Annotated in this window: 26 protein-coding genes and 1 pseudogene; 11 read left to right on the forward strand and 16 right to left on the reverse strand. The window is 68.5% G+C overall.

The window, feature by feature from the left end; translation table 11 throughout:
• Positions 1–513: 513 nt before the first annotated feature.
• The 4 genes from ACIRG9_RS13305 to ACIRG9_RS13320 form a co-directional block, all read right to left on the reverse strand.
• Positions 514–1,095, reverse strand: a complete 582-nt coding sequence (locus ACIRG9_RS13305) for a hypothetical protein (RefSeq protein WP_402854574.1) — start codon at positions 1,093–1,095, stop codon at positions 514–516.
• 81 nt (positions 1,096–1,176) lie between these two features.
• Positions 1,177–1,701: an HAD domain-containing protein gene (locus ACIRG9_RS13310; protein ID WP_402854576.1), complete on the reverse strand. Its 525-nt coding sequence runs from the start codon at positions 1,699–1,701 to the stop codon at positions 1,177–1,179.
• A gap of 67 nt (positions 1,702–1,768) precedes the next feature.
• Complete coding sequence (locus ACIRG9_RS13315) at positions 1,769–2,263, reverse strand: hypothetical protein (RefSeq protein WP_402854577.1); 495 nt, start codon at positions 2,261–2,263, stop codon at positions 1,769–1,771.
• 160 nt (positions 2,264–2,423) lie between these two features.
• Positions 2,424–3,296, reverse strand: coding sequence for a hypothetical protein (locus ACIRG9_RS13320; RefSeq protein ID WP_402854578.1), 873 nt, complete (start codon positions 3,294–3,296; stop codon positions 2,424–2,426).
• Positions 3,297–3,550: 254 nt separating this feature from the next.
• Here ACIRG9_RS13320 and ACIRG9_RS13325 point away from each other — a divergent pair, with 254 nt between their 5' ends.
• The 5 genes from ACIRG9_RS13325 to ACIRG9_RS13345 all read left to right on the forward strand — a co-directional run bounded on the left by ACIRG9_RS13325 (position 3,551) and on the right by ACIRG9_RS13345 (position 9,691).
• Positions 3,551–4,606 carry a hypothetical protein gene (locus ACIRG9_RS13325; protein WP_402854579.1) on the forward strand — a complete coding sequence of 352 codons (1,056 nt, stop codon included), beginning with the start codon at positions 3,551–3,553 and terminating at the stop codon, positions 4,604–4,606.
• A 394-nt stretch (positions 4,607–5,000) separates the two neighbouring features.
• Entirely contained in the window at positions 5,001–6,926 is a 1,926-nt protein-coding gene (locus tag ACIRG9_RS13330; RefSeq protein ID WP_402854580.1) for a S9 family peptidase, read from the forward strand.
• Positions 6,927–7,086: 160 nt separating this feature from the next.
• On the forward strand, positions 7,087–7,896 hold the full coding sequence (locus ACIRG9_RS13335; RefSeq protein ID WP_402854582.1) for an SAM-dependent methyltransferase: 810 nt from the start codon (positions 7,087–7,089) through the stop codon (positions 7,894–7,896).
• A 308-nt stretch (positions 7,897–8,204) separates the two neighbouring features.
• Entirely contained in the window at positions 8,205–9,044 is an 840-nt protein-coding gene (locus ACIRG9_RS13340; protein WP_402854584.1) for a helix-turn-helix domain-containing protein, read from the forward strand.
• A gap of 65 nt (positions 9,045–9,109) precedes the next feature.
• Positions 9,110–9,691 (forward strand): dihydrofolate reductase family protein, encoded by a 582-nt coding sequence (locus ACIRG9_RS13345; RefSeq protein ID WP_402854586.1) that lies wholly within the window; start codon positions 9,110–9,112, stop codon positions 9,689–9,691.
• A gap of 123 nt (positions 9,692–9,814) precedes the next feature.
• On the opposite strand, the gene ACIRG9_RS13350 is transcribed toward ACIRG9_RS13345, so the two are convergent.
• The 5 genes from ACIRG9_RS13350 to ACIRG9_RS13370 all read right to left on the reverse strand — a co-directional run bounded on the left by ACIRG9_RS13350 (position 9,815) and on the right by ACIRG9_RS13370 (position 14,145).
• The gene (locus ACIRG9_RS13350) at positions 9,815–10,351 is read right to left on the reverse strand and encodes a hypothetical protein (protein ID WP_402854588.1); all 537 of its coding nucleotides are present in this window, start codon (positions 10,349–10,351) and stop codon (positions 9,815–9,817) included.
• 517 nt (positions 10,352–10,868) lie between these two features.
• Positions 10,869–11,756 (reverse strand): HEAT repeat domain-containing protein, encoded by an 888-nt coding sequence (locus ACIRG9_RS13355; protein WP_402854590.1) that lies wholly within the window; start codon positions 11,754–11,756, stop codon positions 10,869–10,871.
• Positions 11,757–11,875: 119 nt separating this feature from the next.
• Positions 11,876–12,817 carry a TIGR01777 family oxidoreductase gene (locus tag ACIRG9_RS13360; RefSeq protein WP_402854591.1) on the reverse strand — a complete coding sequence of 314 codons (942 nt, stop codon included), beginning with the start codon at positions 12,815–12,817 and terminating at the stop codon, positions 11,876–11,878.
• Between the two features lie 377 nt (positions 12,818–13,194).
• Positions 13,195–13,881: a hypothetical protein gene (locus ACIRG9_RS13365; protein ID WP_402854593.1), complete on the reverse strand. Its 687-nt coding sequence runs from the start codon at positions 13,879–13,881 to the stop codon at positions 13,195–13,197.
• 69 nt (positions 13,882–13,950) lie between these two features.
• Complete coding sequence (locus ACIRG9_RS13370; protein ID WP_402854595.1) at positions 13,951–14,145, reverse strand: hypothetical protein; 195 nt, start codon at positions 14,143–14,145, stop codon at positions 13,951–13,953.
• Positions 14,146–14,446: 301 nt separating this feature from the next.
• Between ACIRG9_RS13370 and ACIRG9_RS13375 the strand changes: the two genes are divergently transcribed.
• On the forward strand, positions 14,447–15,241 hold the full coding sequence (locus tag ACIRG9_RS13375; protein ID WP_402854596.1) for a MarR family winged helix-turn-helix transcriptional regulator: 795 nt from the start codon (positions 14,447–14,449) through the stop codon (positions 15,239–15,241).
• Between the two features lie 178 nt (positions 15,242–15,419).
• Here ACIRG9_RS13375 and ACIRG9_RS13380 read toward each other — a convergent pair whose 3' ends face one another.
• The 3 genes and pseudogenes from ACIRG9_RS13380 to ACIRG9_RS13390 all read right to left on the reverse strand — a co-directional run bounded on the left by ACIRG9_RS13380 (position 15,420) and on the right by ACIRG9_RS13390 (position 17,206).
• Entirely contained in the window at positions 15,420–15,683 is a 264-nt protein-coding gene (locus tag ACIRG9_RS13380; protein WP_402854597.1) for a hypothetical protein, read from the reverse strand.
• Between the two features lie 13 nt (positions 15,684–15,696).
• Positions 15,697–15,987, reverse strand: a pseudogene (locus tag ACIRG9_RS13385) (sigma factor); the annotation flags it as partial.
• Between the two features lie 10 nt (positions 15,988–15,997).
• Entirely contained in the window at positions 15,998–17,206 is a 1,209-nt protein-coding gene (locus tag ACIRG9_RS13390; protein WP_402854599.1) for an NAD(P)/FAD-dependent oxidoreductase, read from the reverse strand.
• A gap of 169 nt (positions 17,207–17,375) precedes the next feature.
• Between ACIRG9_RS13390 and ACIRG9_RS13395 the strand changes: the two genes are divergently transcribed.
• Together ACIRG9_RS13395 and ACIRG9_RS13400 are read left to right on the forward strand one after the other, a co-directional pair.
• A complete protein-coding gene (locus ACIRG9_RS13395; RefSeq protein ID WP_402854600.1) occupies positions 17,376–17,603 on the forward strand; it encodes a helix-turn-helix domain-containing protein in 228 nt (75 codons plus the stop codon).
• A 342-nt stretch (positions 17,604–17,945) separates the two neighbouring features.
• Positions 17,946–18,455 carry a DUF4240 domain-containing protein gene (locus ACIRG9_RS13400; RefSeq protein ID WP_402854602.1) on the forward strand — a complete coding sequence of 170 codons (510 nt, stop codon included), beginning with the start codon at positions 17,946–17,948 and terminating at the stop codon, positions 18,453–18,455.
• Between the two features lie 205 nt (positions 18,456–18,660).
• Here ACIRG9_RS13400 and ACIRG9_RS13405 read toward each other — a convergent pair whose 3' ends face one another.
• Positions 18,661–19,170, reverse strand: coding sequence for a hypothetical protein (locus tag ACIRG9_RS13405; protein ID WP_402854604.1), 510 nt, complete (start codon positions 19,168–19,170; stop codon positions 18,661–18,663).
• 234 nt (positions 19,171–19,404) lie between these two features.
• On the opposite strand from ACIRG9_RS13405, the gene ACIRG9_RS13410 reads away from it, so the two are divergent.
• The 3 genes from ACIRG9_RS13410 (at position 19,405) to ACIRG9_RS13420 (ending at position 21,787) form a co-directional block, all read left to right on the forward strand.
• Positions 19,405–20,127, forward strand: a complete 723-nt coding sequence (locus ACIRG9_RS13410; RefSeq protein ID WP_402854605.1) for a DinB family protein — start codon at positions 19,405–19,407, stop codon at positions 20,125–20,127.
• Between the two features lie 137 nt (positions 20,128–20,264).
• On the forward strand, positions 20,265–20,732 hold the full coding sequence (locus tag ACIRG9_RS13415; RefSeq protein ID WP_402854607.1) for an NUDIX domain-containing protein: 468 nt from the start codon (positions 20,265–20,267) through the stop codon (positions 20,730–20,732).
• 137 nt (positions 20,733–20,869) lie between these two features.
• Positions 20,870–21,787, forward strand: a complete 918-nt coding sequence (locus ACIRG9_RS13420) for an SDR family oxidoreductase (protein WP_402854609.1) — start codon at positions 20,870–20,872, stop codon at positions 21,785–21,787.
• Positions 21,788–21,952: 165 nt separating this feature from the next.
• Here the strand turns inward: ACIRG9_RS13420 and ACIRG9_RS13425 are convergent, their stop codons facing one another.
• The 3 genes from ACIRG9_RS13425 to ACIRG9_RS13435 form a co-directional block, all read right to left on the reverse strand.
• A complete protein-coding gene (locus ACIRG9_RS13425; RefSeq protein ID WP_402854611.1) occupies positions 21,953–22,336 on the reverse strand; it encodes a VOC family protein in 384 nt (127 codons plus the stop codon).
• A gap of 270 nt (positions 22,337–22,606) precedes the next feature.
• A complete protein-coding gene (locus ACIRG9_RS13430) occupies positions 22,607–25,150 on the reverse strand; it encodes an ABC transporter permease (protein WP_402854613.1) in 2,544 nt (847 codons plus the stop codon).
• Positions 25,151–25,206: 56 nt separating this feature from the next.
• Positions 25,207–25,989 (reverse strand): ABC transporter ATP-binding protein, encoded by a 783-nt coding sequence (locus ACIRG9_RS13435; protein WP_402854960.1) that lies wholly within the window; start codon positions 25,987–25,989, stop codon positions 25,207–25,209.
• Positions 25,990–26,054: the final 65 nt, after the last annotated feature.

Below are 26,054 nucleotides of genomic sequence, written 5' to 3' on the forward strand. Positions count from 1 at the left end.
GTCGGCATAGACACGGGCCAGTCGCCACAATGGTCGAACCGAACCTACGGACCGACGTACGGCAGGTCATCGGATACCTGTGGAAGATGGCCGCCGTCGGCTCCTACGCCTGTCGCACGGTCGCCGCCGGCGCTGGACCGCAAGCCGACCCGATTCGCGTTTGCAACGACCGGATCGTCGATTCAGGAGCGATCGGTCACTGACAGATCACAGCACGAGCGTTCAGGCAGCTCGTCCTCCTCGGTACTTACCGGCGCTCGCCGGTCGCGGAGATCACGCACGACAGCCAGCCCGAAGCCACATCGACTCGCGTCGCGATGATCAACAAGCTCAGGCGCTCCTACGACCTCGACAACCACCACGAACTTCTCCGTCGACCATGCCGAGGCTGGGGGCTTCGAATCCTTCCAACCGCAGCTGACGGTCTCTGTCGCCGCCGCCAGGGTTGGTGATCATAGGTTTGTAGGCTCCTGGTGCACGACCCGGATCCACAACTCGCCGACCCACCGTGCTTCAGGCGTCGGCGGGGCGGTACTCCAAGCCGTCCACGCAGGACATTAAGACCGCGGCATACCGTCGGTTGGCGGCGATGTCGCGGTCCTCATCGATCTCGAAGCCGATGAGCGCGCGGTGGAACGGCACATCGCCGTACACAGCAAGAGCAACGTCAGCCAACCACCGGTCCAGCGCGCTACGCCACGTCAACGATTTCACGCCGCTGGATTCGTCGAAGGGGTAGCCACCGATGCGGCGGTCGGCTCGGGCCAACGCGCCCAGTGGCAGGTAAAGCTCCAATGTATCCACGCTCTCGTACCGGGACAGGAACCCGCCGCAGACGACCCGGGCGCCCGAGGGCAGCGTCAGCGTTCCGCGTAAGTGACCATGCTCGTGGAGAGCGGCCACGCCAAGCTCGACCTCCGCGAACCCGGTCCCGTCGGCCCGACGAACATGGCAGCCCTGGACGCCGACGGCGCGCCACAGGGACCGTAGGGCCCGGTCGACGTTGTCATCGTCGGCTGCGCCGAGAACCAGGCAGAGTTCGTAGAAGCCACCCGTCCAGTTCTCGTCGTCGCTCATGTCGTCCGCGAACGTCACCGCATCACGATCCCTGATCCGGCTGCGGACGTCATCCTCGCTACTCCTGCCGCGCACGTCGCGGCAGGAGCGCGCAGGCGATCAATCAGCTCTGTCATGTTGCCTCAGCCATTGGGACACCGCCGTAAGGTCGGTGCGGGTGAGTCCCCGGTACGGATCGACGCGATGCAGCAGCGCTGGCCGTGGGTAGTGCGCGTCGACCCATTTCTGGTCGGCGTCGGTGGTCTCGTCGTCGAGCCACACGAACGGACGACCCGCCGCCCATCGCGTCAATGGTGCGGTCTTCCAGTGCACGCCACGCTGTGGTTCCTCGTCGTCATCCGGCCAGTCGATGACCGGCAGAGCGGGAAGGCCAAGCCGAGGCGCCACCACCTCGTTCGCCTCCGCCATCCAAGTGCTCGCCCAGACCAGTTCACCCGCCAGCGCGAGCAGTCGCTCGCCGTCACCTGAATCGAGCCGCTCCAACAGCGGATTGCCGGTGCCGCCGGGATCGCCTCCCGCACCGAAGCGTGAACGCGGCCGCGTGCTGGCTGACCGAGCCTGCAACGGAATGAGCACGCCGTCGATGTCGATGAAGACCAACGGTCGCGTGACGTCGGGAAGCACGCCGGAAACCGTACCGCTGATCCGGGCCTGCCCGGGACGGCGGTCCGGCCCCAACGACCCGCCAGCGCTATGCGAACGACTGCTCGGCGAAACTGATTCCGCCGCGCTCACTCATGGCGAGGACCTGCCGAGCGGTGCGCTGCGGCGGCAGCCGGAGATACTGGATGTACCCGTGCGCACGAAATTGTAAATCGAAGTTCTGGCCCTCGATATGCCATAGCGGGTCGGGGCCGCCGTCCAGCGGATCAAGCCGGTGCACGTCAGCGATCTCCATGACCTCGTGGAGCGGCCCCATCTGGCCGGTGATGTTCCAGGCCCGTTCGAACACGAGCGTCGCCGGCGCGATCCAGAAGGTGAACGGCAGCTCACGCCGGACGGGCTCCACCCAACGCACGATGTAGTCGAGGTCCAGCAACAACCTGGCGGGCGGGAGCGTATCGTCCACGTACTCGCCGATGCTGACCGCGTGGACTCGGCAGTCATGCCATCCCATGTTCGCCAGGTCGGCGTCCGTCCAGGTGGCCCTCGACAAGCCGGAGGGCCCATGTGGCAATGCGATCACCGGGCAATTGTCAGCGATAAGCGCTGCCGTCGGCAGCTCAGGACACGGCCGACACAGGGTTCCACGTCACGGGCTGTCGCCAAGGGCAACGGGCCACCGCACCCGGTCGGCGGCATGATCGCGCAGGATCAGCGTCGTTTCGTAGCGCTGATTGGCGCACTCATCGGACTTCGGTGGCGGCGGGTGGGATGTTCCACCGTAGTACGGCCTTGCCCGCGACGTGCTGAAGACTCAGTGGGTACACCTGTCCAAAAGACCTGCCTGCTTTGAATCGCTGAAGTTCGCTCGGTGCCCAGCCGGCACAGAGGATCGGGCAGCCGGCTACCTCGATCACTCCGACGCCGAGGGGATCCTGCCAGCCGGCTCGCCATCCGAGATGGTGATGGCTGTGTAGGTCGACGGATGCCAGGTGTGGGTGGTGACCCCGCGCGACCGCCCACCGGTTGATCGCCGCCGCCCTCTCCTGCGCGACTTCGACCGGTAGATCCAACCAGCCGCGCAGGCGGTTGGTGTGGAACGCCGGAATAGGTTGCGCACCGAAGTGCGCCCAAGCCTCTTCCTCGCCTTTGCCCCAGATCCGCAGGTCAGCTAACCCGTCGACAGTGCGTGCCGCTGGCAGGAAGCCGACCCATGAGTCAAGTGCAACCGCGTCACCGATGACCATCCCGGACGGGTCCACGGGCAGATCGCCCAGGATCACAGGTTCTTCTCCGGCTGACACCGCCGACCAGGGTAGGTTCAGGTCGATGTCGATAGTGGCTATGGTGTCGATTGCCTCGTATGTACCGGGCCGGGTCCGTGCAGTCACCATCAGCGCTCCGAGGCCGGCCGGCACGGCGACCGCCTCGGCGAGCCAGTCCCGCAGGTGGGCGCCGCCTGTATCCGCCGCCCGCACCGCACGAGCCGACAACGGCTTCCCAAGGTCGGCCCACTGATCGAGAAACCCGCCGCAGGCCAGCACGACAGTCCGCGACGGCACCACCACCCGCCCCAGTGCCACGGTCATCGACGCGGAATCGTCACTGCTGTTCATCGCTGCCGATCATCACACCCCATGGGCTTCTGAGGCATCCGCTCACCGGCGTGGTCGAGTGGCGTCAACGACCGTCCGATCGGCGGAAGATCATCAGGCGGGACGCTCCACGGGAGTTCGTTGCCAGGCGCTGCTGGGCGCACGGCCTCCCGATACGGGAATGCCGCGCGAGGTCCGCGCGGCACGGGGCCGCAGCGCAACCGGCCGGGCGCGGCAATGATCTAGATTGACCTCAGTCGACACGCGGGGGATGCATGACGGTTTTCGGCTGCAGGAGCTGCGACGCCACTCTGACGGTTCCGGTGTCGAGGGTGGCGCTGCCCGTCCACGCGGACCAGAAGTATGGGAACGGGCCGGGATCGCTCGCCCCGGCACTGGAACCCGGCACGTTCGCGGTGAATCCGCTGCCCTCCGGTTCGCCATGGCGCCGGTGGGCCGAACTTGAACCCGGTGAGGCCGAGGCGCTCGGCTGGTACGCGCCGAGGTTCCGCATCTCCGCCGGGCCGGTCGGCCAGGTGTTGCTCGCCCCGGGGGACGTCCGCGGCGCCGTCATCGCCCCGGCGCTGGTCGGCGGCTCCGCGTGCTGTGGCCTCGACGGCGGCGAACCCAATATGGTCTGCGCCACCTGCGGCACGCCGGTGGCCATCCGGATCGACGACTGTGGCCTGCGGCAGGCTATCTGGCTGGACCCGCTGGCCACCCGCGTAATCGAGGACGATCCCGGCCCGCACCCGGTGCTCGACTGGGCGGACCTGATCGACCAGCGGCCCGGTATCCCGCCGTCCGAACCGGGCGGCAGCTGGCACCCGATGTGGGCAGCCGCCGCAGGCTCGGCGCTGGCACACTTGCTGGCCGCCTCGGGCGGCGACCCGATAGCGATCCCGGATCACCAGGTCGCCGAGGTCTTCCGGCCCGCTCTCGATCGTCTCGCCGGCCCGGGCAGGACGGGGCCGAAGCGCACCCTGATTCTGGCCGGGCCCGGCCTTCCGGACGCCGACGGCGGCCTCGCCCTCATTCCAAAACATCCGCAGACCGGCGAACTCTGGCCGGTGGCCCCGCCGGTGAGGCCGGTACCGCTACCCTGGGACGCCTGGCGGCACCTCGCGTTTTACCGAGCCCCGAAGCCGGTCGGGCGGTCGGTCCCGATCCCGCCGGAGGCCCTGCCGGCGCTGCTCCCGGCTTCCCGGTTCGCGCCGGACGGCCAGATCTTCCTCAGCGATCTGGCCCGACTGCCCGAGGTCAGGCAGCCATGGTTGCGTGCCATCTACGACCGAGGCCGTCCCTACAGCTACAACTTCTACGTCTTCTGACCGCCTGCTTCGCCGTGATAGCGCCCTTCCTCCGGCGGGTTCACTATCCTCGGCAAAGCCGCGAGTGCTGGCTATGTTCCCGAGGCCATGTAAGTCCCAGGCGTTGACGATCGCCGCGGCCTGCCCTTCGCTGAAGGCAATGCCGCTCAGTAGGACGTTGTTCTGATAGTCGACGATCTTGAAAGCCCATCGATCGAGCTCGGGACGGTACTCCGACGTAGCCCAGAAGTGGCCCGTCAGGTCGCAGGGGAACTCTTCCTCGCCCAACGGATGGGATTGACTGGTCATGCGGGGTTGGTCGAGATTGGGACGACCTGCGGGGACGCCGCAGCCATGCTACGGCGCGTTGCGGCAGCGGTTGGTTGCCGTAGTAGTCGATCGATACTGTGCCTCGATGGCCCGTACACAGCTCACCGCCCAGTTGGTGGTTGACGGTCGTGTTCCGCAGGCATTGGCGCTGTCACCGAACGGCAATTGGGTCGCCTACGTGGTCACCCCGGTCGGGCGCGCTGGTGATCACCCGGTCAGCGAACTCTGGGTCGCCGCCGTCGACGGTACCGGGCCGCCGCGACGATTGACCTCGGGTGAGGCGTACGATTCAGCGCCGCGGTGGGACGGGGATTCCCTGTTGATCTACTTTCTCTCCGACCGGGCCGAGCGTGGCACGGCGCAACTGCACCGGGTGGGGCTGGTCGACGGTGTTGTGGAGGCGGTCACGTCCTGGGCCGGTGGGGTGTCCGGGCACCTCCCACTCGCCGATCCGGACCTGGTCGTGGTGATCGCAGCCGACGAACCGTCCGCTGAGGACGAACGCCGGGAAAAGGAACGCGACGACGCTCGGGTGTGCGGCGAACGCGTACGCCCGGACCGGCTGCGGCTGCTCGACGTACGGAGCCGGGAGGTCCGGACACCGGATGCGTTCGGCGATCGCCATGTCGTCGAGGTGGCCCAGCGGCCCGACGACCGAATCCTGGCGGTCCTCACCTGGTCGACCCCCGACGTGGACCCGGGCCTGGTCACGCCCGGTCTCCACCTCCTCGATTCGGGCAGCGGCGAGACACGCGACCTCGGCCCGGCCGCGGCGGACGCGTCGTCGCTCGTCTGGTGGCCCGCCGACGACGGCTGGCACCTGGCATATGTCGCGAAGACCCCGCCCGCTCTGGTGGGCGGACACGCGGTCCTCGATGTCGCCGTGCCGGTGAACGGGCCGGTGGGCGAGCACCGTAACCTGACCGCCGGCACGACCGTCTGTCCGATCAACCTGGTCCAGGTCGACACCGGTCCGCCGCTGGCGCTGGTCGCCGACGGGCTCGATACCGCGATTCACCGGCTCGATCCGGTCGAACCCAACCTCGTCGAGGTGTCCCGGGTCGACGGCCTCGCCACGTCGTTGACCGCGAGCCGGCGCGGTGACGCCGTCGCGGCGGTGCTCAGCACGTCCTACGAGCCCGGAAACGTCCACGCCGGCCCCACTTGCGGGCCGCTGACGAGGCTGACCGATCTCAGGCCCGAACTCCGCGGCATCCGGTGGGGTGTCCAGGAACGCCTGTCGTACGAGGCATCTGACGGGCTGACGCTGGACGGCCTGCTGATCCTGCCCGCCGGCCGGTCCCACGAGGACGGGCCATTTCCGCTGGTGACACTGGTCCACGGCGGCCCGTACGGGCGTCACGCCGACCGGCTCATGCTCGGCTGGCACCCGTCCGGCCAGTGGCTGGCGACCGCGGGCTACGCCGTGTTTCTGCCGAACCCGCGCGGCGGCCAAGGGCACGGCCACGACTTCGCGGTGCGCGTCGCTGGTGCGGTCGGCCTGGACGAGTGGACCGACATCTGCGCCGGCATCGACCTGCTCATCGCCGACGGCGTCGCCGACCCCGACCGGCTGGGCATCGGCGGCTGGAGCCACGGCGGGTTCATGGCCGCCTGGGCGGTCGGGCAGACCGACCGGTTCAAGGCCGCCGTGATGGGCGCTGGAATCAGCGACTGGGGAATGCTCACCGCAACCGGAGAACAGGGGCCGTTCGAGGCTGCGCTCGGCGGCAGCAGCGGCTGGGAAGGAACAGGTCCACACCGCCACGACCGGCTCAGCCCGATCTCGTACGCCTCCAAGGTCCGCACGCCGGTGCTGATCCTGCACGGCGAGAACGACACCAACGTTCCGGTATCACAGGCGGAGTTCTTCCACCGCGCGCTACGCAGGTTCGGAGTCGAGCACCAGTACGTCGTCTATCCCCGGGAGAACCACTCGATCCGCGAACGCAACCACCAACTCGACGTACTCCGCCGCACCCGCGCATGGTTCGACCGGTGGCTCGGCTGACTTCCTCCACCCGAGAACCTCTCCATCGAACCCGCCGCTGCCGTCGGCAACTGACGTTCGCCCGCCGCCCAACAGTGGACCGAACGGCCGTTACTCCACGACGGGCGCCTACGATGTGTCGAATCCCGACGGATGTCGGGCAGGACGGCGGGAGGCCCGGGTGGACGATCAGGACGCTTCAGCACGGATCGACGCAACGGTGGCGCACCCCGCGCGCCGATACAACTACCTGCTCGGCGGCAAGGACAACTTTGCCGCCGACCGTGCCTCCGCCGCCGAACTGGAGGCCGCGATGCCCACCGTGCGCCTCGCCGCCGTGGAGAACCGTCTGTTTCTCCAGCGCGCCGTGCGATTCCTGGCGCGGCAGGGCATCCGCCAGTACCTCGACATCGGCACCGGCATCCCCACCGCCGACAACACGCACGAGGTGGCGCAGGCCATCGACCCGTCGGCGCGGGTCGCGTACGTCGACAACGACCCGATCGTGCTGGCCCACGCCCGCGCACTGCTCACCAGCACCCCACAGGGGCGCACAGCCTACATCGATGCGGATCTGCGCGAGCCGGAGAAAATCCTGGTCGACCGGGACCTGCGGGCCACCCTAGACCTCGACGCGCCGGTCGCGCTGATGCTCGTCGCGGTCCTGCACTTCATCCGCGACGACGAGGACCCGGCGCGGATCGTGCGCACGCTCATCGACGCGCTGCCCTCCGGCAGCTACGTGGTCGCATCGCACGTCACCTGGGAGTACATGCCGCCGGAGATGACCGTCAAACTGGAGGCGGCCAACCGCGACGGGCGGTTCCGGGCCCGCTCCGGCGCCCAGCTCACGGATCTGCTGGAAGGCCTGGAGCTGGTCCCGCCGGGCGTCGTCTCCGTCGCGCAGTGGCACGCGGACGAGGCGCCGAAGCCGCGGCCCTCCGTCGAGGAGGTCTCCTTCAACGCCGCCGTCGGGCGGGTCGTGCGGTAGGGCTCGCGGCCGGCCGTCACGGCGCAGGGCGGATGCTGCGTCACCGGATCGCCGAGGCCACCGCGATGCACTTCGCGAGATTGCGTAAGCCAAGGGCAGAGCCGTGGAGCTGTTCGAGACGGCCGACAATTGGAGGGCCGAGGATCCTCCATCGTTCACCAAGCACGCGCATCCCACGCAGATGTCCGCGGCCGGGCGCTCGTCCGGGGTCGGCGTCGGCTCGATGCTGGCGGCAGCGCGGCTGGACCGTCCCGGCGCGCGATGCCGGCGGGGTTGATCGCGAACACGGTGGCGGCGATGCTGTGGGCGTGGAGTACGTGTCCAGAGTGCCACGACCGCCGCTGGACGGGCTGATCGACGACCTCTACTACCTGGGGGGTGCGCCGCCGTACGCCCGGCTGATGCTGCCGCCGATGCCGTCGGCGTTGCTCATCGTCAACCTCGGGGCGCCGTTCCGCATCCGCGCCGGCACGGACATCGAGACGGCCGAGTACGCCGACGGCTGCGTGGTCACCATGCCCACCCGCGCGTTGGAGTTCGGCTACCCACTCCGGACCCGGTCCGTCGGTGTGCACTTCAAGCCGTGGGGGCTGGCGCCGTACCTGCCGATGCCCTCGGCCGAGCTGTGTGACCGGCCGGTGACGGTAGAGCAGGTTTGGGGCCGGCCCGCCATTGCTGAGCTGCGAGACCGGCTGGCCACGGCGGACGGACCGCACGAGATGCTGACGCTGCTCGAGGAGGAGCTGATGCTACGGGTGTGCGAGACCGCCGGCCTGGGGCTGGTCCGCCATGCGAGCAGCGTCATCGCGGCGACCAGCGGGGCGGTGGCGATCGGCGATCTGAGGGTGGCAGCCGGCGTCAGCAGCACCCATCTGGCACGGCGGTTCAAGGAGCTCATCGGCGTCACGCCGAAGCGGCTGGCCCGCACCTACCGCTTCGCCGCCACAGTGTTCGCGATCGACCCCGCCGGGCCGATCGACTGGGGCGACCTCGCCGGTGGCGCAGGCTACTTCGACCAGGCCCACTTCGGCCACGAGTTCCGGGCGTTCACCGGGCTCACGCCGACCCGGTACGTCGAAGTCCGGCGGCGGTTCCTGCGCGAACATCCCGGCCATGTGCTGGACAGCTGGCCGCTGCCGGCCGATTGATTTCTTACAAGAGCGACAGCTCACGACACGCTAATTTGGGGGCACCCCAAGCAGAGGAGAGTCCCGTGGGCAAGGTGGTCATGTACAGCTCGGTGTCGGTGGACGGCTTCGTCGCGGATGAGAATGACCAGCCCGGGCCGCTGTTCGACTGGTTGTCCAGCGGTGACGTCCCGTTGGACGAAAGCGGCGAGGTGAAGGTGTCGCAGACGTCCTACGACTACACCCGGCCGTACTGGGACCAGATTGGGGCGACAGTCGTCGGCCGCCACGTCTTCGACATGACGGACGGCTGGGACGGGAAGCCTCCGGGCGGGGTCGACCACGTGGTCGTCGTGACGCACCGGCCGGAGCCCGAGGGCTGGGACCCCGAGGCGCCGTTTCACTTCGTCGACGGCGTCGAGGCAGCCGTGGCCAAGGCGCAGGAGCTTGCGGGTGACCGCTTGGTCGAGGTCGCCGCTGGCGACGTCGGTGGCCAGGTGCTTGCCGCGGGTCTGGTCGACGAGGTGCGCATGGACGTCGTACCCGTGGTGTTCGGGTCCGGCAAGCGCTACTTCGGGTCGGTCGACGCGCAGCACCTGTTGGAGGATCCTGACGTGGTGATTCAGGGCAACCGGGTGCTTCACCTGCGCTATCGGGTGCGCCGTTGACCGATCTGAGCGGGTACGCGAAGAAGTCCACTGCGAACATCGGGCCTCCGGCTGCGTTCGCGCATCGCTGTCCCTGGTCGGGCGACGGATTAAAGGTCAAGCACAAGTGGAGTTTTGTAGGGGTCAAAACTGTGAGCGGACAAGATTCAGACGACTCCTACCGACCTGCCTGGCCCGGTCTCGCAGCTCATCCCCAGAGGCACCCCGCAGCAGAGCCTCGATGTCCTCGTCCTGACTCCGTTCCTCCGCGCTGAGGAGGTGCTGAGAAGGAATCAGGCCCTCCAAGTGCAAAGCCCCATTACGAGCCGCCATCGAACAATCCCTTAAATTGGCCAGGGTGGGCTCAACCACCACGCCCAGACCAGAATGAAGCACCAGCACCGACTCCAGCCCGTAGGCGGGTGGTCCGGTCAACTCGTCCGCCACAGTCATTTCATGCATCTCCTCGAGTTGGGCCATCTTCACACGACAAGCCTGCGCGTCATCCACGTCGTGATGCCACAAAAGCTCCAAGGCTTCCACGTAGACGGCGACGTCATCCGGCCGCCCGTCCAGCGCCGCCGCCCACGAGACGATGTTGATCGCACGCTCCACGCACGCTGCGACAAAAACCGCAGCCCGCGCCGGTGATTCTTCGGGAACCAGCCTGTCCAGCGTCATATACAGTTACAGATCCTCGAGCCGGGCCAATAGAACGTTCTGATCTGCGACCACCCTCGGCTTCGAAGGGCTTGCCTTGGATATTACCGCCGGTCGCCAAGATAAGATCACCACCGTCCGGCGCCCTTGCAGACACTCCTCGAAGCAGCTCCCGCAATGGGACGGCCGCCGGCCTTGTTGATCGCCATCAGAATATTCCACTCAGCGTGGCGGCCCTTGCTGAAGAGATCAATGCCCCGGAGGGGGGCATCACCGCGACGCTCCAGGTAGTGCGCTACTTCGATGACGACGATGACGAAGAGGAAAATCCGCAGCCCGACGGCACGGACCTGGTCCGCCCACCCCCAGCATCAACGGTGGATGATGTCGGACCTCCTGCTGGCGCGGCGACTCAAGCACGTCCCGACATCGACTGCCCGAGCCAGGTCTCCCCCAACGTCACCGCGAGAACCAGCCGCCCATCTAAGGCATCCTCGGGCCAGGCGCCGAGGACTGGCCTTCACGACTGGCGACCCTGTCACCGGGATGGTCGATGTCGAGCGGAGACGTCCGCGACCGCGGAACGGACGCGCCAGTCCGGATCATCCACCATGGATTCCAGCCGGTCCAGCGGCTGCCCGAGCAGGCCGATGCCACGGACGGCACCGACCCGCACGGCCGGTTCGGGGTCGGCCAGCAGTTGGCGCAGGGCGGCGGCCGCCGCCGGAATGCGATCGGAGTTCGCGGCCCGGCGGCCAATGGCCTCACCCAGCGCCGAACGGGCATGAAAGCCCGGATCGGAGGCAAGCGGGATCAGATGGTCGACGACCATCGGCGGGGCGGACCATGCCAGCAGGAGCACGGCTTCGCGCTGCACCCACTGGTCCGGATCTCGCAGCATCGCCACGAGGAGGTGGTAGATCTCCGGATTGTCCTTCGCCGTCGGGAGGGAGCCGAGTGCGGTGAACCGGATCCACGGATCGGGGTCAGCGAGCGCATCCCGCAGAGTCGCCATGTCAGAGGGCTCGAAGACGTACCCGATCGTCCATAGGGCGGCTCTGCGGACGTGCTGATCACGGTCGCTCAGCATGGGCAACAGGACCGTCCTGCAGCCGGCCGGGTCGGCTCGCATCGCGGTACACAGCGCCTGGCCCAGAGAGTCCCAGTCATCGCCGTCATCGCGGCGCATCGCGTCGGCGTAGAGACCGAGCAGCCGCGGAAACGTTTCGACGCTGGCCAGTCCGGCCAGGAGCTGTGCCATCACGTCACGGCCGTACCAGTTACGCTCCGCAGCGTAGTGCTCCAGCGCGGCCCGCGCGGGTGCGATCGCCGAGCGGTCGCCGCTCGCGACCAACTCCCGGACCAGCATGTAGACATCCCCGTCACACGTGCCTTCCACGGCCCGGACAACCTGCTCCAACGTCACCCCGCACCTCCGACCAGCGTCACAGCGCAGATCAGCGTACGGCGCGCATCGCCACCCGGTGAGCCAGCGACGTTGACGTCCGGGGGTTGCTTCGCGGCCTTGGCTCTAGCGCGAAGCTGCTAGCCTCGGCGGCGTCGTGACGCTAGGTCTACGGCCGCGGCCTGCCACTGCGGATAGCCGAATGTAAATCCGGCATCAGAGAGCCGTCCAGGGGCGACTCGCCGGCTCTTCAGCAGCAGCTCGGTGTCCGACCGGATCGCGAACGCGCCGACCTCAGCCATCCATCTGGTGGCCGGCAGGCCAACCGGCATCCGCCAGGCCGAACGTAGCTCTCGCATGAATTCTCGATGTGGCAACGGGCCCGGTGCGGCTAGGTTCACGGCCCCGGTGAGGTCGTCGCGTTCGATCAGAAATCGGATGGCGCGGGCGAAGTCCTGGTCGTGGATCCACGAGACATACTGCCTGCCGCCCGCGACCGATCCGCCGAGTCCAAGCCGCGCAAGCCAGCTCAGCACGTCGAATACGCCACCGCGGTCGGGGCTCATCACCATGGCGGACCGCAGTGCGACCTTGCGCGTGTGGGGAGTTGCCGCCTGCTCCTGTGCAGCTTCCCAGTTCTGAGCGATCTTGACGCTGTACGCCCAGTACCCAGGCACACCGTGCTCGCTACCGCCGATCAGACCGCCGTACTCGTCGTTGGCCGCGTCAAAGCGGTGCGCATAAATCGTTGCGGTGCTCATCTGCATCCACACCTTGGGCGGTCGGGCCGCCTGGGCGATGGCCTCGCCGACAATCCGCGCCGACGCCACACGTGAGCACATCATGGCTTCGAGGTTCTCCGCGGTGTACCGACAGCTCACACTGCGCCCTGCCAGATTGATGACCACATCGCTGCCGCTGATCTGCTTGGCCCAATCGCCAAGCGTGGAGCCGTCCCAATGAAGCTGACCCTCACCCTTCGGCGAGCGTGTCAAGAGCACAACATCGTGGCCCTCCGCAGTCAACGCCCGATCCAGAATCGTGCCGACCTGCCCAGTGCCACCGGGAATGACGACCTTCACAATCCCTCCCCACCCGGCACCCTTTTGAACATGTTCAACTTTGCCGTGAGCGTATGGCTGGATGGCCAGACAGTCAAGAACACCTGAGGCGTTCGCCTCGTGGCCCCCGGACCCACAGCGCCCGGCCACCCAGCTCGTGTCTGCTTCCGAGCCCCGTCCGGCGGCGTGCCTTCTACCGGGCTGTCGCGCGGTCCACGCCCGCACTTCTTCTCGGCCGTGACCGAACACCCTCGACTGGGCGCGACCGGACGCCTCGCCCAGCGGCACTGGCGACACGCCGTGACGCACGGTCGGCGGCAGACCCGTGCGTTCCGACCTGAGCGCGGCAGGCCCTGCCAGCCGCCCGCAAAGCACTCGTCAACCGAGCACCGGGCTGTTCATCGGTAGAGCGGCTGGTCTTGGGTGGGGTCGGCGGGGACCACGTCGAGGCGTGGGTCGGTGGTGAGTTGGGTGATCAGCGCCCGGGTCCCGCCGATTCCGGCCCAGTGCGGATCGACGTCCTTGGCCACGCACCAGGCGTGGTCAGCGGGCCAGGCGAATGCCGGCTCGGCGTTGCTGAGACGACGCTGGCCCGGCCACTCCGCAGCGGTGTCCCAGGTGCCGACGTCGGCTAACGGCCCTCGAAACAACCAGTACGCGCGGTTGGGCACCACAACCTTGGGCGCACTTGGTGTCGAGGGCGGGGCAGCGGGTGTGGGTGCCAGTCCCGGCTGGCCGCCGGGCCGATCGAGCGGGGCGGCAATGTTCTCTTCGTCGATGTACACGGCGTCGTCGTCGGCTGCGACGTCGGCGTCGCCGAAGCCTTCCCAGACGCAGAAGTAGCAGTCTTCGGGGGTCGTGGTGTGGGTGGCCAGCACCTCGAAAAGGGTGGGCAGCTGGTCGGTGGGCCAGTCCGCGTCGACGTCGTTCTCGCTTTGGCCGGGGCGTGTCGGATCGGGCAGGAAGCGAAGCCGCGCGTAGGCGTCGAAGCCCGCAGGGCCGAGGCCCACAAGCTGCTGCCACGGCAGGTCGCTGTGGGCGATCCAGTCGGCGGCCGACAGTTCCCGACAGAAGTTGAGGGTCACCCACACAGGAAACGCCAAGTAACGCCCGGACGGCGGCAGATCCGGATGCGCGCTCGGGTCTGACTGACGTCAGACGACGGTGGCGGTCACAGCCGAGAGCAACCCGGGGTCAATGCCCGACGGGTTGCTGGTGCGTAGGTTGGCTTCCAAAGCAACCGCTGCATCACGTTCGGGCGAATCGGCATGGCACTCGCAGTCCAGCCATTCTGATGCGTAGTAGGCGTCGCCGATAACGCCATCGGGGTAGTCGAGGTCTGGGCTCAATCGCGCCAACTGCTTCCCCCTCCGCCCCCTGTGCGAGCAAGTGAGCGGCTACATCTGGCCAGTGACTGCTCAGTATGAGCCCAAGTTGGTGCGCACAACCAACGACCGCCAGCCGGCTACCGACAGTAACGCTCGATTGGTGGCATGAGAGTAAGCCTGATCTTGGCTGGGTTGATGTCGACCGGAGTTGTCGTATCCGGGCCGCGCTGTTCGTAGCTACGGTGAGAGGCGGTCCACGAAGGCGCTGTCACGACCACAGGAGATGCCACCGATGACGCACCCACAGACCACGGTCCACCGCATGTTCGAGCTCGTCGAGCCGATCGCCACCGTCACCTTCTCCGAGGTGCCGAACGAGGCGTTCCTGGCCATCGGCATGCGCAACTATTGGGACGGATACTTCGCGGGCCGGGCCGCGCCGCTGGGGCTGGCACCGGCCGCGGTGGTGCACGCGGTCTTCTACAACTTCGCGGACGGCGAGGTGGCGCGCCACATCCCGTGGGTCTGGGGAAAGACCACTCCGCAGGAGGCGATCGCGGTGCGCGAGCGGGGCAGCGCCGCCGCGCTGCGGCAGATGATCGGGCAGCTCGCCGACTCCCCCGATCTGGTGCGGGTCGCCGACCTCGCCACCCGAGCAGCGGTCAGCGCGCCGACCGAGGGCCGAGCGCTGTACGCCGGACTCCGGGCGCTCGACGTGCCCGCGGAGCCGGTGGCCAGGCTTTGGCACGCGGCGACGCTGCTGCGAGAGCACCGCGGGGACGGCCACAACGCCGCCCTCCTCGCCCACGGCATCGGCGGCACCGAGGCCCACGTCCTCCTCGCTCTCTCCCTCGGAATGCGGGCGGAGGAGTTCGGCCGGATCCACCACCTGCCCAAGGCGCAGCTGGCCGCTGTCGTCGACAGGCTGCGCGACCGCGGCCTCGTGAGCGCCGCCGGCGGGTTCACCGACGCCGGCCGGGAGACCAGGGAGCGGATCGAGGCCCTCACCGACGAGCTGGCGGCGCCGGCGTACGACGTACTGAGCACGGACGAGCTCGACGAGCTGGTCGCGGGGCTCGAGCCGATCGCCGCCGCGGTACAGGCCGTCGACGACTGAGCGGGTGCATCAGGCGACGGCCACGACCCCAGCTCACCCGGCACCTGCGGCAACGCATGGACGGCGACGATCCCTCCGGGGTCATCATGCCCGTCGAGCTCATCATCCGTGGCTCCGTCTAATCGGAACCATGGACAGCGGCGGCGCACTGTGATGCGAGTGACCCCGCCGCTGCACCTCATACGGTCGCCTGTCCGGCTGGCTGCGCGGTTGTGGTCACTAGGTCGGCGACCGGGCGTCGTGGGCGCAGGCTGCCGGCAAGACACAGCAGTACGCCGAGCATTAGCCACGTCGCCAGGACGGTGATCGAATGGGTGGCGCCGTGGCCGTCGAAGAAGGCGGTGGACCGCAGCAGCCGGCCACCCGCGCCGGGCGGCAGCAGTTGGCCGAGCGTGCCGGACCAGCCGGGCAGCATTTCGGGCGCGGTCGCGGTGCCCGACAAGGGATTGCCGATGAGGGTCGCCGTCGAGGAGCGGTTCGGGCAGCCAGGCGCCAACGGTGCGTTCGCGGCGGGCTTGTGCCGAGCGGAGCCGGTCGAGGCACAGGTTGGTGACGACCTTGGTCAGCCATGCTTCCGGCACTTTGATCCGCTGCCGGTCGGCGGCCTGCCAGTGCAGGAACGCATCCTGCACGGCGTCTTCGGCGTCGGCGGCGGAGCCCAGCAGCCGGTACGCCAGCGAGGCCAGCCGGTTCCGGCTGGCCTCGAACCGACTGGTGTCGAAGCGGTCAGTGGCGGTGCTGTCCACGCGGATCACCCTAGGCGGCTACGCCGAGCGCCTTTTCGGCGAACGTATCCGGCGCGGCGGCCAGGCGGCGCTTGCGCTTGGGCAGGCCGAAGGTCGGGTGCGAGGTGGCCCACAGCGACATCTTGAGGATGCCCGCCTTGATCCGCGCGGCCTTCCGGCCGCCCACGTACTTCGGCTTTGCTTGCGCTTCGTCGTCGACCAGCTGCAGGATCCCGTCCTGCCGCCCGAGGCTGATGTGGTTGCCCGGGTAGACCAGCTTGGTGTTCGCGATCTTGCGGACGGTCAGGCGTCCCATGATCGCCTCGATGGCCTGCTTGCTGGTGTAGCCGGCCGAAGCGCAGGACATCGGTAGCGGCCGGCCGTTGTCGCCGATGGCGTAGGCGCTGTCGCCGGCGGCGTAGACGTTCGAGTGCGAGACCGACCGCATGGTGCGATCGACGACGATCTGGCCATTCTCGGTGACCTCCAGCCCGCTGGCGGCGGCGATGGGGTTGACCGCGAACCCGGCCGTCCACACGGTGGCGTCGGACGCCAGGGCGGTGCCGTCGGCGCACAGCACCCGCGTCGCTTCGACGGCTTCGACGCTGGTGTGTTCCAGGACGGTGATGCCCAGCCGGTCGCAGGCCTGGCGCAGGTGGCTGCGGGCTCCGGCGGAGAGCCGGGCGCCCAGCACGCTGCGGGCGATCAGCGTCACCGACAGGCCGGGCCGGGATTCGGCGATCTCGGTGGCGGTCTCGATGCCGGTCAACCCGTCGCCGACGACCAGCACCCTCCCGCCTCCGCGCCGCCTGCCCAGGCTGTCCAGGCGCTCGCGCAGCCGAAGCGCCGAGGGCCGGGCGGCGATGTCGAAGGCCTGCTCGGCCACGCCGGGGACGCCGCGGTCGTCGCCATGGCTGCCGAGGGCGTACAGAAGCGTGTCGTAGCCGAGCTCGCCGCCGCCGTCGACATCGGCCACGGTGACGACCTGGCACTCGGGGTCGACGGCGGTGACCCGGGCCAGACGCAGCCGTATCCCCGTGCCCGCGAAGACGTCGGCGAGCTTCGGAGCCTCGATCTCCTGACCGGCCGCGAGCTGGTGCAGCCGCAGCCGCTGGACGAAGTCCGGCTCGGCGTTGACCACGGTGATCTCGGTGTACGCCGGGGACAGCCGGCGGGCCAGGTTCCCGGCCACGAAGGCCCCGGCATAACCGGCGCCGAGGATGACGATGCGGTGCTTCATGTGTTGCTCCTGTCGGTTCGCTTGCTCTCAGGGAGTTGAGCGGAACAGCGCCCCGATTGCTGACAGGAACTGCGTATGGCATAAGTCACAGAGCGGCAGGAGCGTCGTCCAACGATGCTCGCGACGCCGAGGCGGCGCAGATGCAGGCCGAGCTGAACGGGCTGATCTGATGCCGATCACCGTCGACGTCTTCGTCATGCTCGCCAGGTGGAAGATGTCCGTGGGCGAACTCGCCGAACGCGTCGGCATCACACCCGCCAACCTGGCCGTGCTGAACAATGGCCGCGCCAAAGCCGTCCGCTTCACCACCCTCACCGCACTCTGCGAAGCCCTCGGCTGCGAGCCCGGCGACCTGCTGCGCTGGGGCTGGGAGACCGCGGACTCCGCGGGCGCGTGATGGCCACCACCGAGACCTGCGACGCGGGCGCTGGGCGCTGCCGCTCACACGTTATGTACCGTGACGCCCGGCCGGCGGTAGATCCGGTTGAACCGCGCCACGTGATTTCCGTCCGACGGAGCATCCGCAAGACCGGTAACCTCGCGCCGTGATGTCTGCTGATCGAGAAGGCTGGTCCTTTGCCGTGGCGAGGGAACCAACCCGGTTTGGTCTCGCGGTCGCCCGAGCCGCCCCAGACCTGCAGCACGCCTACGGCGGAGAGGGGGACACTCTGCGGCATCCCTAAACGCCGGATCGAGGTCTACCTGACCCTCTTCGACCACCCACTGAGATGATCTCGCCATGGAGCGGGAAGAGTTCTGGCGTCTGGTCGAATCTATGGGTCCGAAGCCGGACGACGACGGCTTCGACAGGCTGACCGCCGAGCTGGCAACTCTGTCGGTGCCGGACATCCAGGCGTTCGAGAATCATCTGGCCGCCCTGCTGCACGGCTTGGACACACACGCTCACGCCCGTGCCGCCCGAGCCAGGGGAGACTGGTTCCTCTACGTCCGCTGCGCCGCAGTCACCTCCGGGCGAGCGGCCTACGAAGAAGTGCTCGCCGATCCGCACAAGCTTCGGCGTTTCGCGCGGCGCGAGGCAGAACCACTTCTCTTCGTCGCGTCGCAGGCATACGAACGCAGCACCGGCTTGCCTTGGCGTCATGAATCACCGGTCAGCTACGAGTCCGGAAGCAACCTCACCGGTTGGAGTAGCGACGACACTTACGGCCAGCTCCCACTCTGGCTGAGGATGACCATTGCCATCACTCGCCCATTACGCTGCGGCACCCAGCCGCCTGGCCACGACTGACTATGGCAACGAGGAAGCGCGCACGCCACGCGGCAGATCCGGACGGCGCCCGTGCTGGCGGCGTGTACCGCGGCCGGTCACTGCTCGGGCCGTTGGTGGGCTCGGTCGAGGAAGCCGATGAGAGTGTCCTGTTCGACCTCGATGCCCTCGGCGAGGCGAGCGGCAGCATGCACCGCCTGCGCAAACGGTATTGTGAACTGATCTTTCAGCCGGGGTCGCTCGGTTGCCACTCATCCAGGGTGAGCATCAGTTGGGTGCACGAGGACACCTCCGGGCAGGTGCTCTCGTGGGCGATGTTCCGGTCATCGGCGTCAACGGTCATCCGGTACTTGGGCGGGTAGTCCAGGCTGACGCAGTTTGGATTCTGGAAGCAGCGATTCTCCCCGGGCTGGGCGCCGGCCTGCTGAAGCCGTTCGGTGAGGGCGGTTAATGCCGCCGGCCCCGACACGTTCGGCGCGATGTAGAAGCGCGTCCAGTACGGCTTGCCGGAGGAATACTTGTTCTCCAGCGTGTCCGTCGTCCGCCACCCATCCGGCAGGGTGATCCTGTCGAGGGTGGCGTACGCGGCGTCGCTGCGCTGCGCATTGGGCCGGTACGAGAAGTACCAATAGCTCCCGCCGATGAGGGCGAGGACCAGAACGACTCCGGCCGGGATGATCCACTGGGCTCGGGTTTTGATGGCGCGCTCCACGACGTCGAACGGTCTTCGGCGCACGCAGTATTCCTCATCGACACTTCGCCCGTGGGGACACCCGTGGCGCTTGAGCCACAACGAGCACGCGGCAGGGGTGAGTGCACTGCCATAGGCATGATCGGATGCACTCTTTCGGCAGTTCAGGATGCCCGCTCGACTCGGAGGTCAGCTACCGACTGTGACCGCTCGCGATCAATCAGCAGGCGGAGATGGCCTATTCGTCTGTGTGCGTGCGGTACGGCTTAGTCTGTCCGCATGCGACGCTTCAACGACGAAGACCTCACGGGCGCGGAGTTCCGCGAGTGCGACCTGAGTAGGACGCGGCTGGTCGGTGTGGTCATGCAAGACGTTGAGATCGACGGTTTGGTCACCAACCTGGTGGTCAACGGCGTGGAGGTGATGTCGTACGTCGAGGCGGAGCTCGACCGCCGGCACCCGGTGCGGCTGCTGATCCGTTCCGATGAACCGGCCGACCTGCGCGAGGCCTGGCGACAGCTGCGGACGGCGTGGGCGACGACTATCGAGCGGGCCCGGTCGATGGCCGAGGGCAGCGCGGATGTCGGCGTCGACGGCGAATGGTCGATGGTCGAGACTCTGCGTCATCTGGTCTTCGTGCACGACTCGTGGTTTCGGCGCTGCGTCCTCGGGCTGACCGAGCCGTTCACGGCGATGGGACTGGCAACTCTGTTCGTGCCGGATCAGGAGGGGCTGGGGCTGGACAGGTCCGCCCGGCCGGGTCTCGACGAAGTGCTAACCGTGCGCGATCGGCAGGCGTCGGAGATTGAGGCGTGGCTGGCCGAGGTCACACCCGAGCAGCTCGCAAAGCCCGCGCCGGTGCCGGACGACGACAGATGGCCCCCGTATGCCAAGGGCCGGCGCGTGCGGCAATGCCTCGGCACTGTGCTCAACGAGGAATGGGAACACCACGGTTTCTGCGTGCGCGACCTGGACAAGCTGTCGCGGCGGGGGGCTCCGTAGGTGTGGTGATGAGGGATCTCCCGCCAAGATCCCGGCCCGAACGGCGCGTGGCCCCCGTGATGCGATGGGTCGAACAGTTCGGAGGGGTCGGGACGAGGAACCCTTCGGCTGTCCTATGCCTGTGCTCTAATCCCGCCATGCATGTCGTCGTCACGGGCGCACTCGTGGAAAACGGTGCGGTCCTGCTGGTACACCGCAGTCCGACCCGCCGGGCATATCCGGATCTCTGGGATCTGCCCGGCGGACATGTCGAAGCGGGTGAGTCGGAACTACAAGCCCTCGCGCGTGAGATGCACGAGGAGCTCGGTGTTCACATCGTGGCGGAGTCCTCCTCACGGTTGGGCGACTGGCATGCCGGCAGTGGTGAGGACGCCGTTCACGTGGGCGTCTGGCAGGTCGGAGACTGGGTCGGCTCTCCGACCAACCGTGCACCTGACGAGCATGACGAAATCGCCTGGGTCGGGATCAAGGAGCTGGGCGGCCTTCCGCTCGCGCACGGAGACCTGGCGGCATTGCTTCGTTCTCTGCCTGAGCCCGACGGGCTGCCTCGTCGCGACGAAGCAGGGGCAACCGCATCGCCGAGCGGTTCGGAAATCGATCGGTGAGCCGCTCGCAACCGCCCTGCGAGCGGGTCGGCGTGGTGGCCGCCCACCTCCAGGCGCGCCGTTCGGTGTTGTGATTGGTTACGGCGGTCCAGGTTGTTACCGGTTCGATCGTCGCGCATGGTGGTGGGTGGGTCGGCGTGACGGCCGCGATCTGGACGTTGCGGCGGCTGACGGCGCTCGCCGTGGAGAAAATGGCGCTGCGGCACGTACGTCCGGGAGGGTCGATGACCATGATGTCCGGCAAGGTGTGCCTGGTGACCGGTGGGACCAGCGGGATTGGCCGGGAGACGGCGGCCCGGCTGGCCGAGTTCGGGGCCACCGTGGTCGTCGTCGGGCGCGACGCCGAGCGAGGGCGAGCGGCCGTCACGGAGATCCGGCATCGGGCGCCCGGCACCGAGGTGGACCTCCTGACAGCCGACATGTCGAGCCTGGCCGAAGTGCGCCGGCTGGCCGCCGCGGTGCTGGAGAAGTACGACCGGCTCGACGTGCTCGACAACAACGCCGGTGTGATCACGCTCAAGCAGCAGTTCACGGTCGACGGCTACGAGACCATGTTCGCCGTCAACCATCTGGCGCCGTTCCTGCTGACCAACCTGCTGCGGGAACGACTGGTGGACAGCGCGCCGGCCCGCGTGATCACGGTGGCGTCCAACGCACACCGCTCGGCCAAGCAGATTCCGTGGGACGAACTGGCCCGCGGCGAGCCGAGCTACCCGCTGTCGAAACTGGCGAACATCCTGTTCACAGTCGAGCTGGCCAGCCGTTTGAGGGGCACCGGCGTGGTCGCCAACTGCCTGCACCCGGGCCTCATCCGCACCCGGTTGGGCCGCGAGGTCCGCGGCGTCGCCAAACTGCTCGTCGCGGCCGCCAAGCCCTTCATGGGGAGCGTCCAGACCGGCGCGGCCACCCCGGTCTACCTGGCCAGCGCCCCGGAGGCGGCCGAGGTCACCGGAGGCTACTTCTTCCGCGGCAAGCAGATCGAGGCGAGCTCTCTGGCCCGCGACCCCGAGGCCGCCGCGCGTCTATGGACCCTCAGCGAGGAGCTGGTGGCGTAAGCCGGGCCAAGATCGCCGCCAGGTGACACGCTCGCCAGCCTTGTGACCAATAGCGTACGGACCGTGACGATCTACGTGAGCCGCAGCGCCAGCCTTAACTGAATGGCGTTGGGTCTTGAGACGCTTCCTGGACGGTGGGGCACCGCCCGAATGAGCCGCGTAGCGTCACGGCCAGGTTCGCGCTGAGCCGGCGAACGTCTCGGGATCGCTGTGCACGGGCACCACACAGAGCATGTGGCCACCCGGTGAGCGCATCGTGAAGGCGTCCTTCCAGCGGGACACCTGCTCCGCACCCAGGGCCGTCAGGCGGGCAACCTCTGCCTCCAAGTCATCCGTCTCGATGTCAAGGTGGTAACGCGGCGCACCATCGTCGATCGCCTGGACGACGGTGAACAGACCGGGGACGGTGCCGGCCAGGACGGTGAACTGCTCCTCGCCGGGCGCGGGGCAGGCCGGGGCACCCAGCGCTGCGGACCAGAAGTCCACCTCCGCGTCGACCTGCGTGGCAGGCGTGTCGATGAGGAGTCCGACCAGTCGACTGCGGTGCATGGCCACAAGGCTATCCCTGAACCGCTCTCGAGCACCTGGCGGCCACGGCGTCACCACCGCGGGCTGTCCAGCCCCCGGCTGAACAGGTCGAAGGAGCACCTTCGAGAAGCTGACCGTTCCGGCATGGGAGGCGATGCCGCTCCCCCAGGCCGCCCAGGCGGTCCAGGTGTCCGCCTTCCCCGACGCGTACGCGAGGTGGACCGAGGACGCTCTGCACCTGACGATGGCGTCATCGCGTGCTCCGCGTGGCCTCCGCCGCCACCGGGCATCTCACTCGCGCCCGCCGATCGCATCCACCGGCGCTGGCCGCATCGCGTACCGGGTGGCTGTCGTGATCGCACCCCGGGAGAGCGCGATGGTGAGCGCCACGATCGCGATGAGACCGATGAGGGAAATGCTGGGGATGGGCGACCGCGTCAACCCGAGGCTGATGCCGATCAGCGGCGGGATCGTCGCCAGCAGACCGAACAGCAGCGCCGAAAAGACCACGATCCTGGCCTCGCCGTTCATCATCGCGCGGACCTGGTCTCGGCTGGCCCCGATGAGTTGCAGCATCGCGAACTCTCGGACCCGCGCCGCTGTCGCCATCATCAGGGTGTTCACCACGGCGATGGCGATGTAGCCCAGCAGGACGGTCTGGAACAGCAGGTTGAGCGCCCAGTCGCCCTCGCCGCCGGCCCCGGGCACGCTCAGGAACGCTTCCCGGTCGTCCACCTGGACGGTCGGGTAGCGCTCGACGGCGCCGCGCAGTGCGCCAGCGAGCGCCTTCGCGTCGGTCCCGTCTGCGGACCTGATCAGCACCGCGGTGTCGACCTGCGCGGTGGTGTGGGCGACGACGAGGCCGTTGGGCAGGGTGACGTCCCCGAAGCCCAGGCCGTTCTCGTAGATCGCCACCACCCGGGGCTTGATCACCGTGCCGTCGCCGAGGTGGACCTCGGTCGTTCCGCCGACTCTCCCGTGGACGGTCTCCGCGGCGACCCGGCTCAGCGCCACCGCCTCGCCGTGCAGGTCGGCAATGTCGCCCTGGATCACCGCGAGGTCCATGGTTTCGGAGAGCCGTTCGGGCGCGACACCCTGGGCGGCGAGGACCTTGGTCGCGGTGCTGTCCTCGGAAGGGAACGTCAGCAGTACCTGCATCCGCGCCACCGGCGTCGCGACGGCGACCCCGGGCACGCCGCGCACGGCGTCTACGACCTGCGGAGACACTCCGGTGCCGGACGAAGCGGTCAGCACGTGGTCGGCCCGCAGTCCGTCCTTGAGCTGGTGCTGTGCCCCCGCGATCGTCGTCGACGCGGCAAACACCTGCACGGCGGCCAGGGCCACGCCCATGGCCAGCGGTGTGCTGGCCGCGCTGAGTCGCCGCGAGTTGGTGCCCGCGTTGGACCGGGCGAGGAAGCCGCTGGCTGTGGACCGCCGGTTCAGGATCCAGCCGAACAGCACGAGGGCACCCCTGAGCAGCAGGGGTCCGAGACACCCGAGCGCCACGACGAACAGCAGAACCGCGCTCCCGGCGGTGTCGGCGGCCGAGTCGCCTGGCGATGCCACATTGCCCAGGGCCAGCAGCAGCCCGAGCGGGATGAGCAGGACGCCGATGGTCAACCGGACCCAGCCGAGTTTCTTGGGCTCGACCGCGGCGTCCCCGAGCGCCTCGACCGGGCTGACCTTGGCCACTCGGCGCGCGACCAGCCAGCCGGCGAGTCGGGCGCTGATCATGCACAACACCAGCGAGGCGAGGATGGGCAACAACCCCACCTGCATCTGGAAGTCCGGGGGCATCGCGCCCGCGAGGACGAACACACCGCGCATCACGAAGGCGAGCACCACGCCGGGGATCGCGCCGACCGCAGCGCCCACCGACGACACCAGGGTCATCTCGGCGTTGATCATCCAGTGGATCTGCGCAGGCGTCGCACCGATGGCGCGCAGCAGGGCCAGTTCGCGCCGGCGCTGCCGCACCGACAGCGCGAGGGTGCTCGACACCACGAACACCACGATCAGCACCATGGTGCCGCCGAACGACGCCGCCGTCTCCACCACCATGCTGCGGGCGTCGCCCACATCCAGAAACTCCACGTCACCGCGTCCCGCGCCGGTGTGGGCCACAACGCCCGGCACGGCGGCCGTGATGCGCTCGGCCAGCTCGTGCGGTGTGACGCCGGGCTCGGCGAGCACACCGATGGCGTCCACCCGGTGCGGACGGCCAGACAGCTTGGTCGCCTGGTCGTCGGTGAAGAACACGGCGGACTGCCGATCCAACCCGGCCGGCGCGGTGGCGATGCCGACCACGCGGTAGGAAGACGGGATCGAGCCGACCACCAGCCGCACCATCGCGCCGAGCGACACGTCGCCGCGCGCGGCGAGGTCGGCGTCGAGCACGACTTCGTCGGGCGCGGACGGCGCCCGGCCCTCGCGCACCCGGAACGGCCCGAGCGCCCCGGCGGACCAGCCGTGCCCGAGCACCGGGAAGCCGTTCGAGCCGCCCACCGCGGCGCCGTCCGGGATCAGCACGCTGACCTCGACATTGACGTCGCTGATGGCGGACCGAACACCGGGCACCGCGGCGACGGCGGCGACCCTGTCGGCGGGCAGCGTGACCCGCTCGCTGTAGCGGACCTCAGAGCTCTCGTCCAGGCTGAAGGACTGCTGCGCGCCGAGAACCACCGCCGCACCCGAGTAGCGCTCGGGGATCACGCCGGCGCCGAGCCCGGACACCAGCAAGATCCCGCATGCGGTGATCACCGCCGAGCCCGCGGCGATCGCGATGAACGAGCCGACGAAACCGCCCGTGTTCCCCTTGATCGTGTTCCACGCCAACGACAGATCCTTGGGTAACGGCACCACGAGGCGGACCAGCCGCCGGACGCGGCGGATCACCACTCGCCCAGGTGCGTCAGACGCGACGCGACCTGCTCCGGAATCGGCCGGGCCAGCTCACCCGCGAGCCTGCCGTCGGCCAGGAACACCACCGAGTCGGCGAACGAGGCGGCAACCGGATCGTGGGTGACCATCAGCACCGTCTGCCCCATGTTGTCCACGACGTGTCGCAGCAGTTCCAGAACCTGCCTGCTGGACCGGGTGTCCAGCGCTCCGGTCGGCTCGTCCGCGACCACCACTTCCGGGCGAGTGATCAGCGCACGGGCGACCGCGACCCGCTGCTGCTGACCGCCGGAGAGTTCACTCGGCCGCCGCTTGACATGCTCGCCGAGGCCGACCGCGGTGAGCACCTCGCGAAGGAACGCCTGGTCGGTCTTCCGGTCCGCCAGCCGCAGCGGCAGCGTGACGTTCTCCTCGACAGTCAACGAGCCCAGCAAGTTGTACGCCTGGAAGACGAACCCGATCCGGTCCCGCCGCAGCTGCGTCAACTCGGTCTCCGACCGGCTGGACAGCTCCGTGTCACCCAGCACGACCCGGCCCGACGTCGGCCGGTCCAGACCGGCCGCGCAGTTCAGAAACGTACTCTTGCCGGACCCGGACGGGCCCATGACAGCGGTGAACGTACCGCGCGGAAACCCGACTGTCACCGCGTCGAGAGCGCGTACCGCGTTCTTCCCCGACCGGTACTCCTTCGACACCGAATCCAGACGCACCGCATAGGGCGATTCAGCGGTGGTCTCGGCCTGCGCGACAGGCCGTCTCGACCGGTCCCTCGTCAATCTCATGCCGTCCGACGTTAGGTTCGACGGCGGCCTGGACCGATACCCCGTACCACCGGACATGA

Source organism: Micromonospora sp. NPDC093277, assembly GCF_044765245.1.
Lineage (GTDB): Bacteria > Actinomycetota > Actinomycetes > Mycobacteriales > Micromonosporaceae > Micromonospora.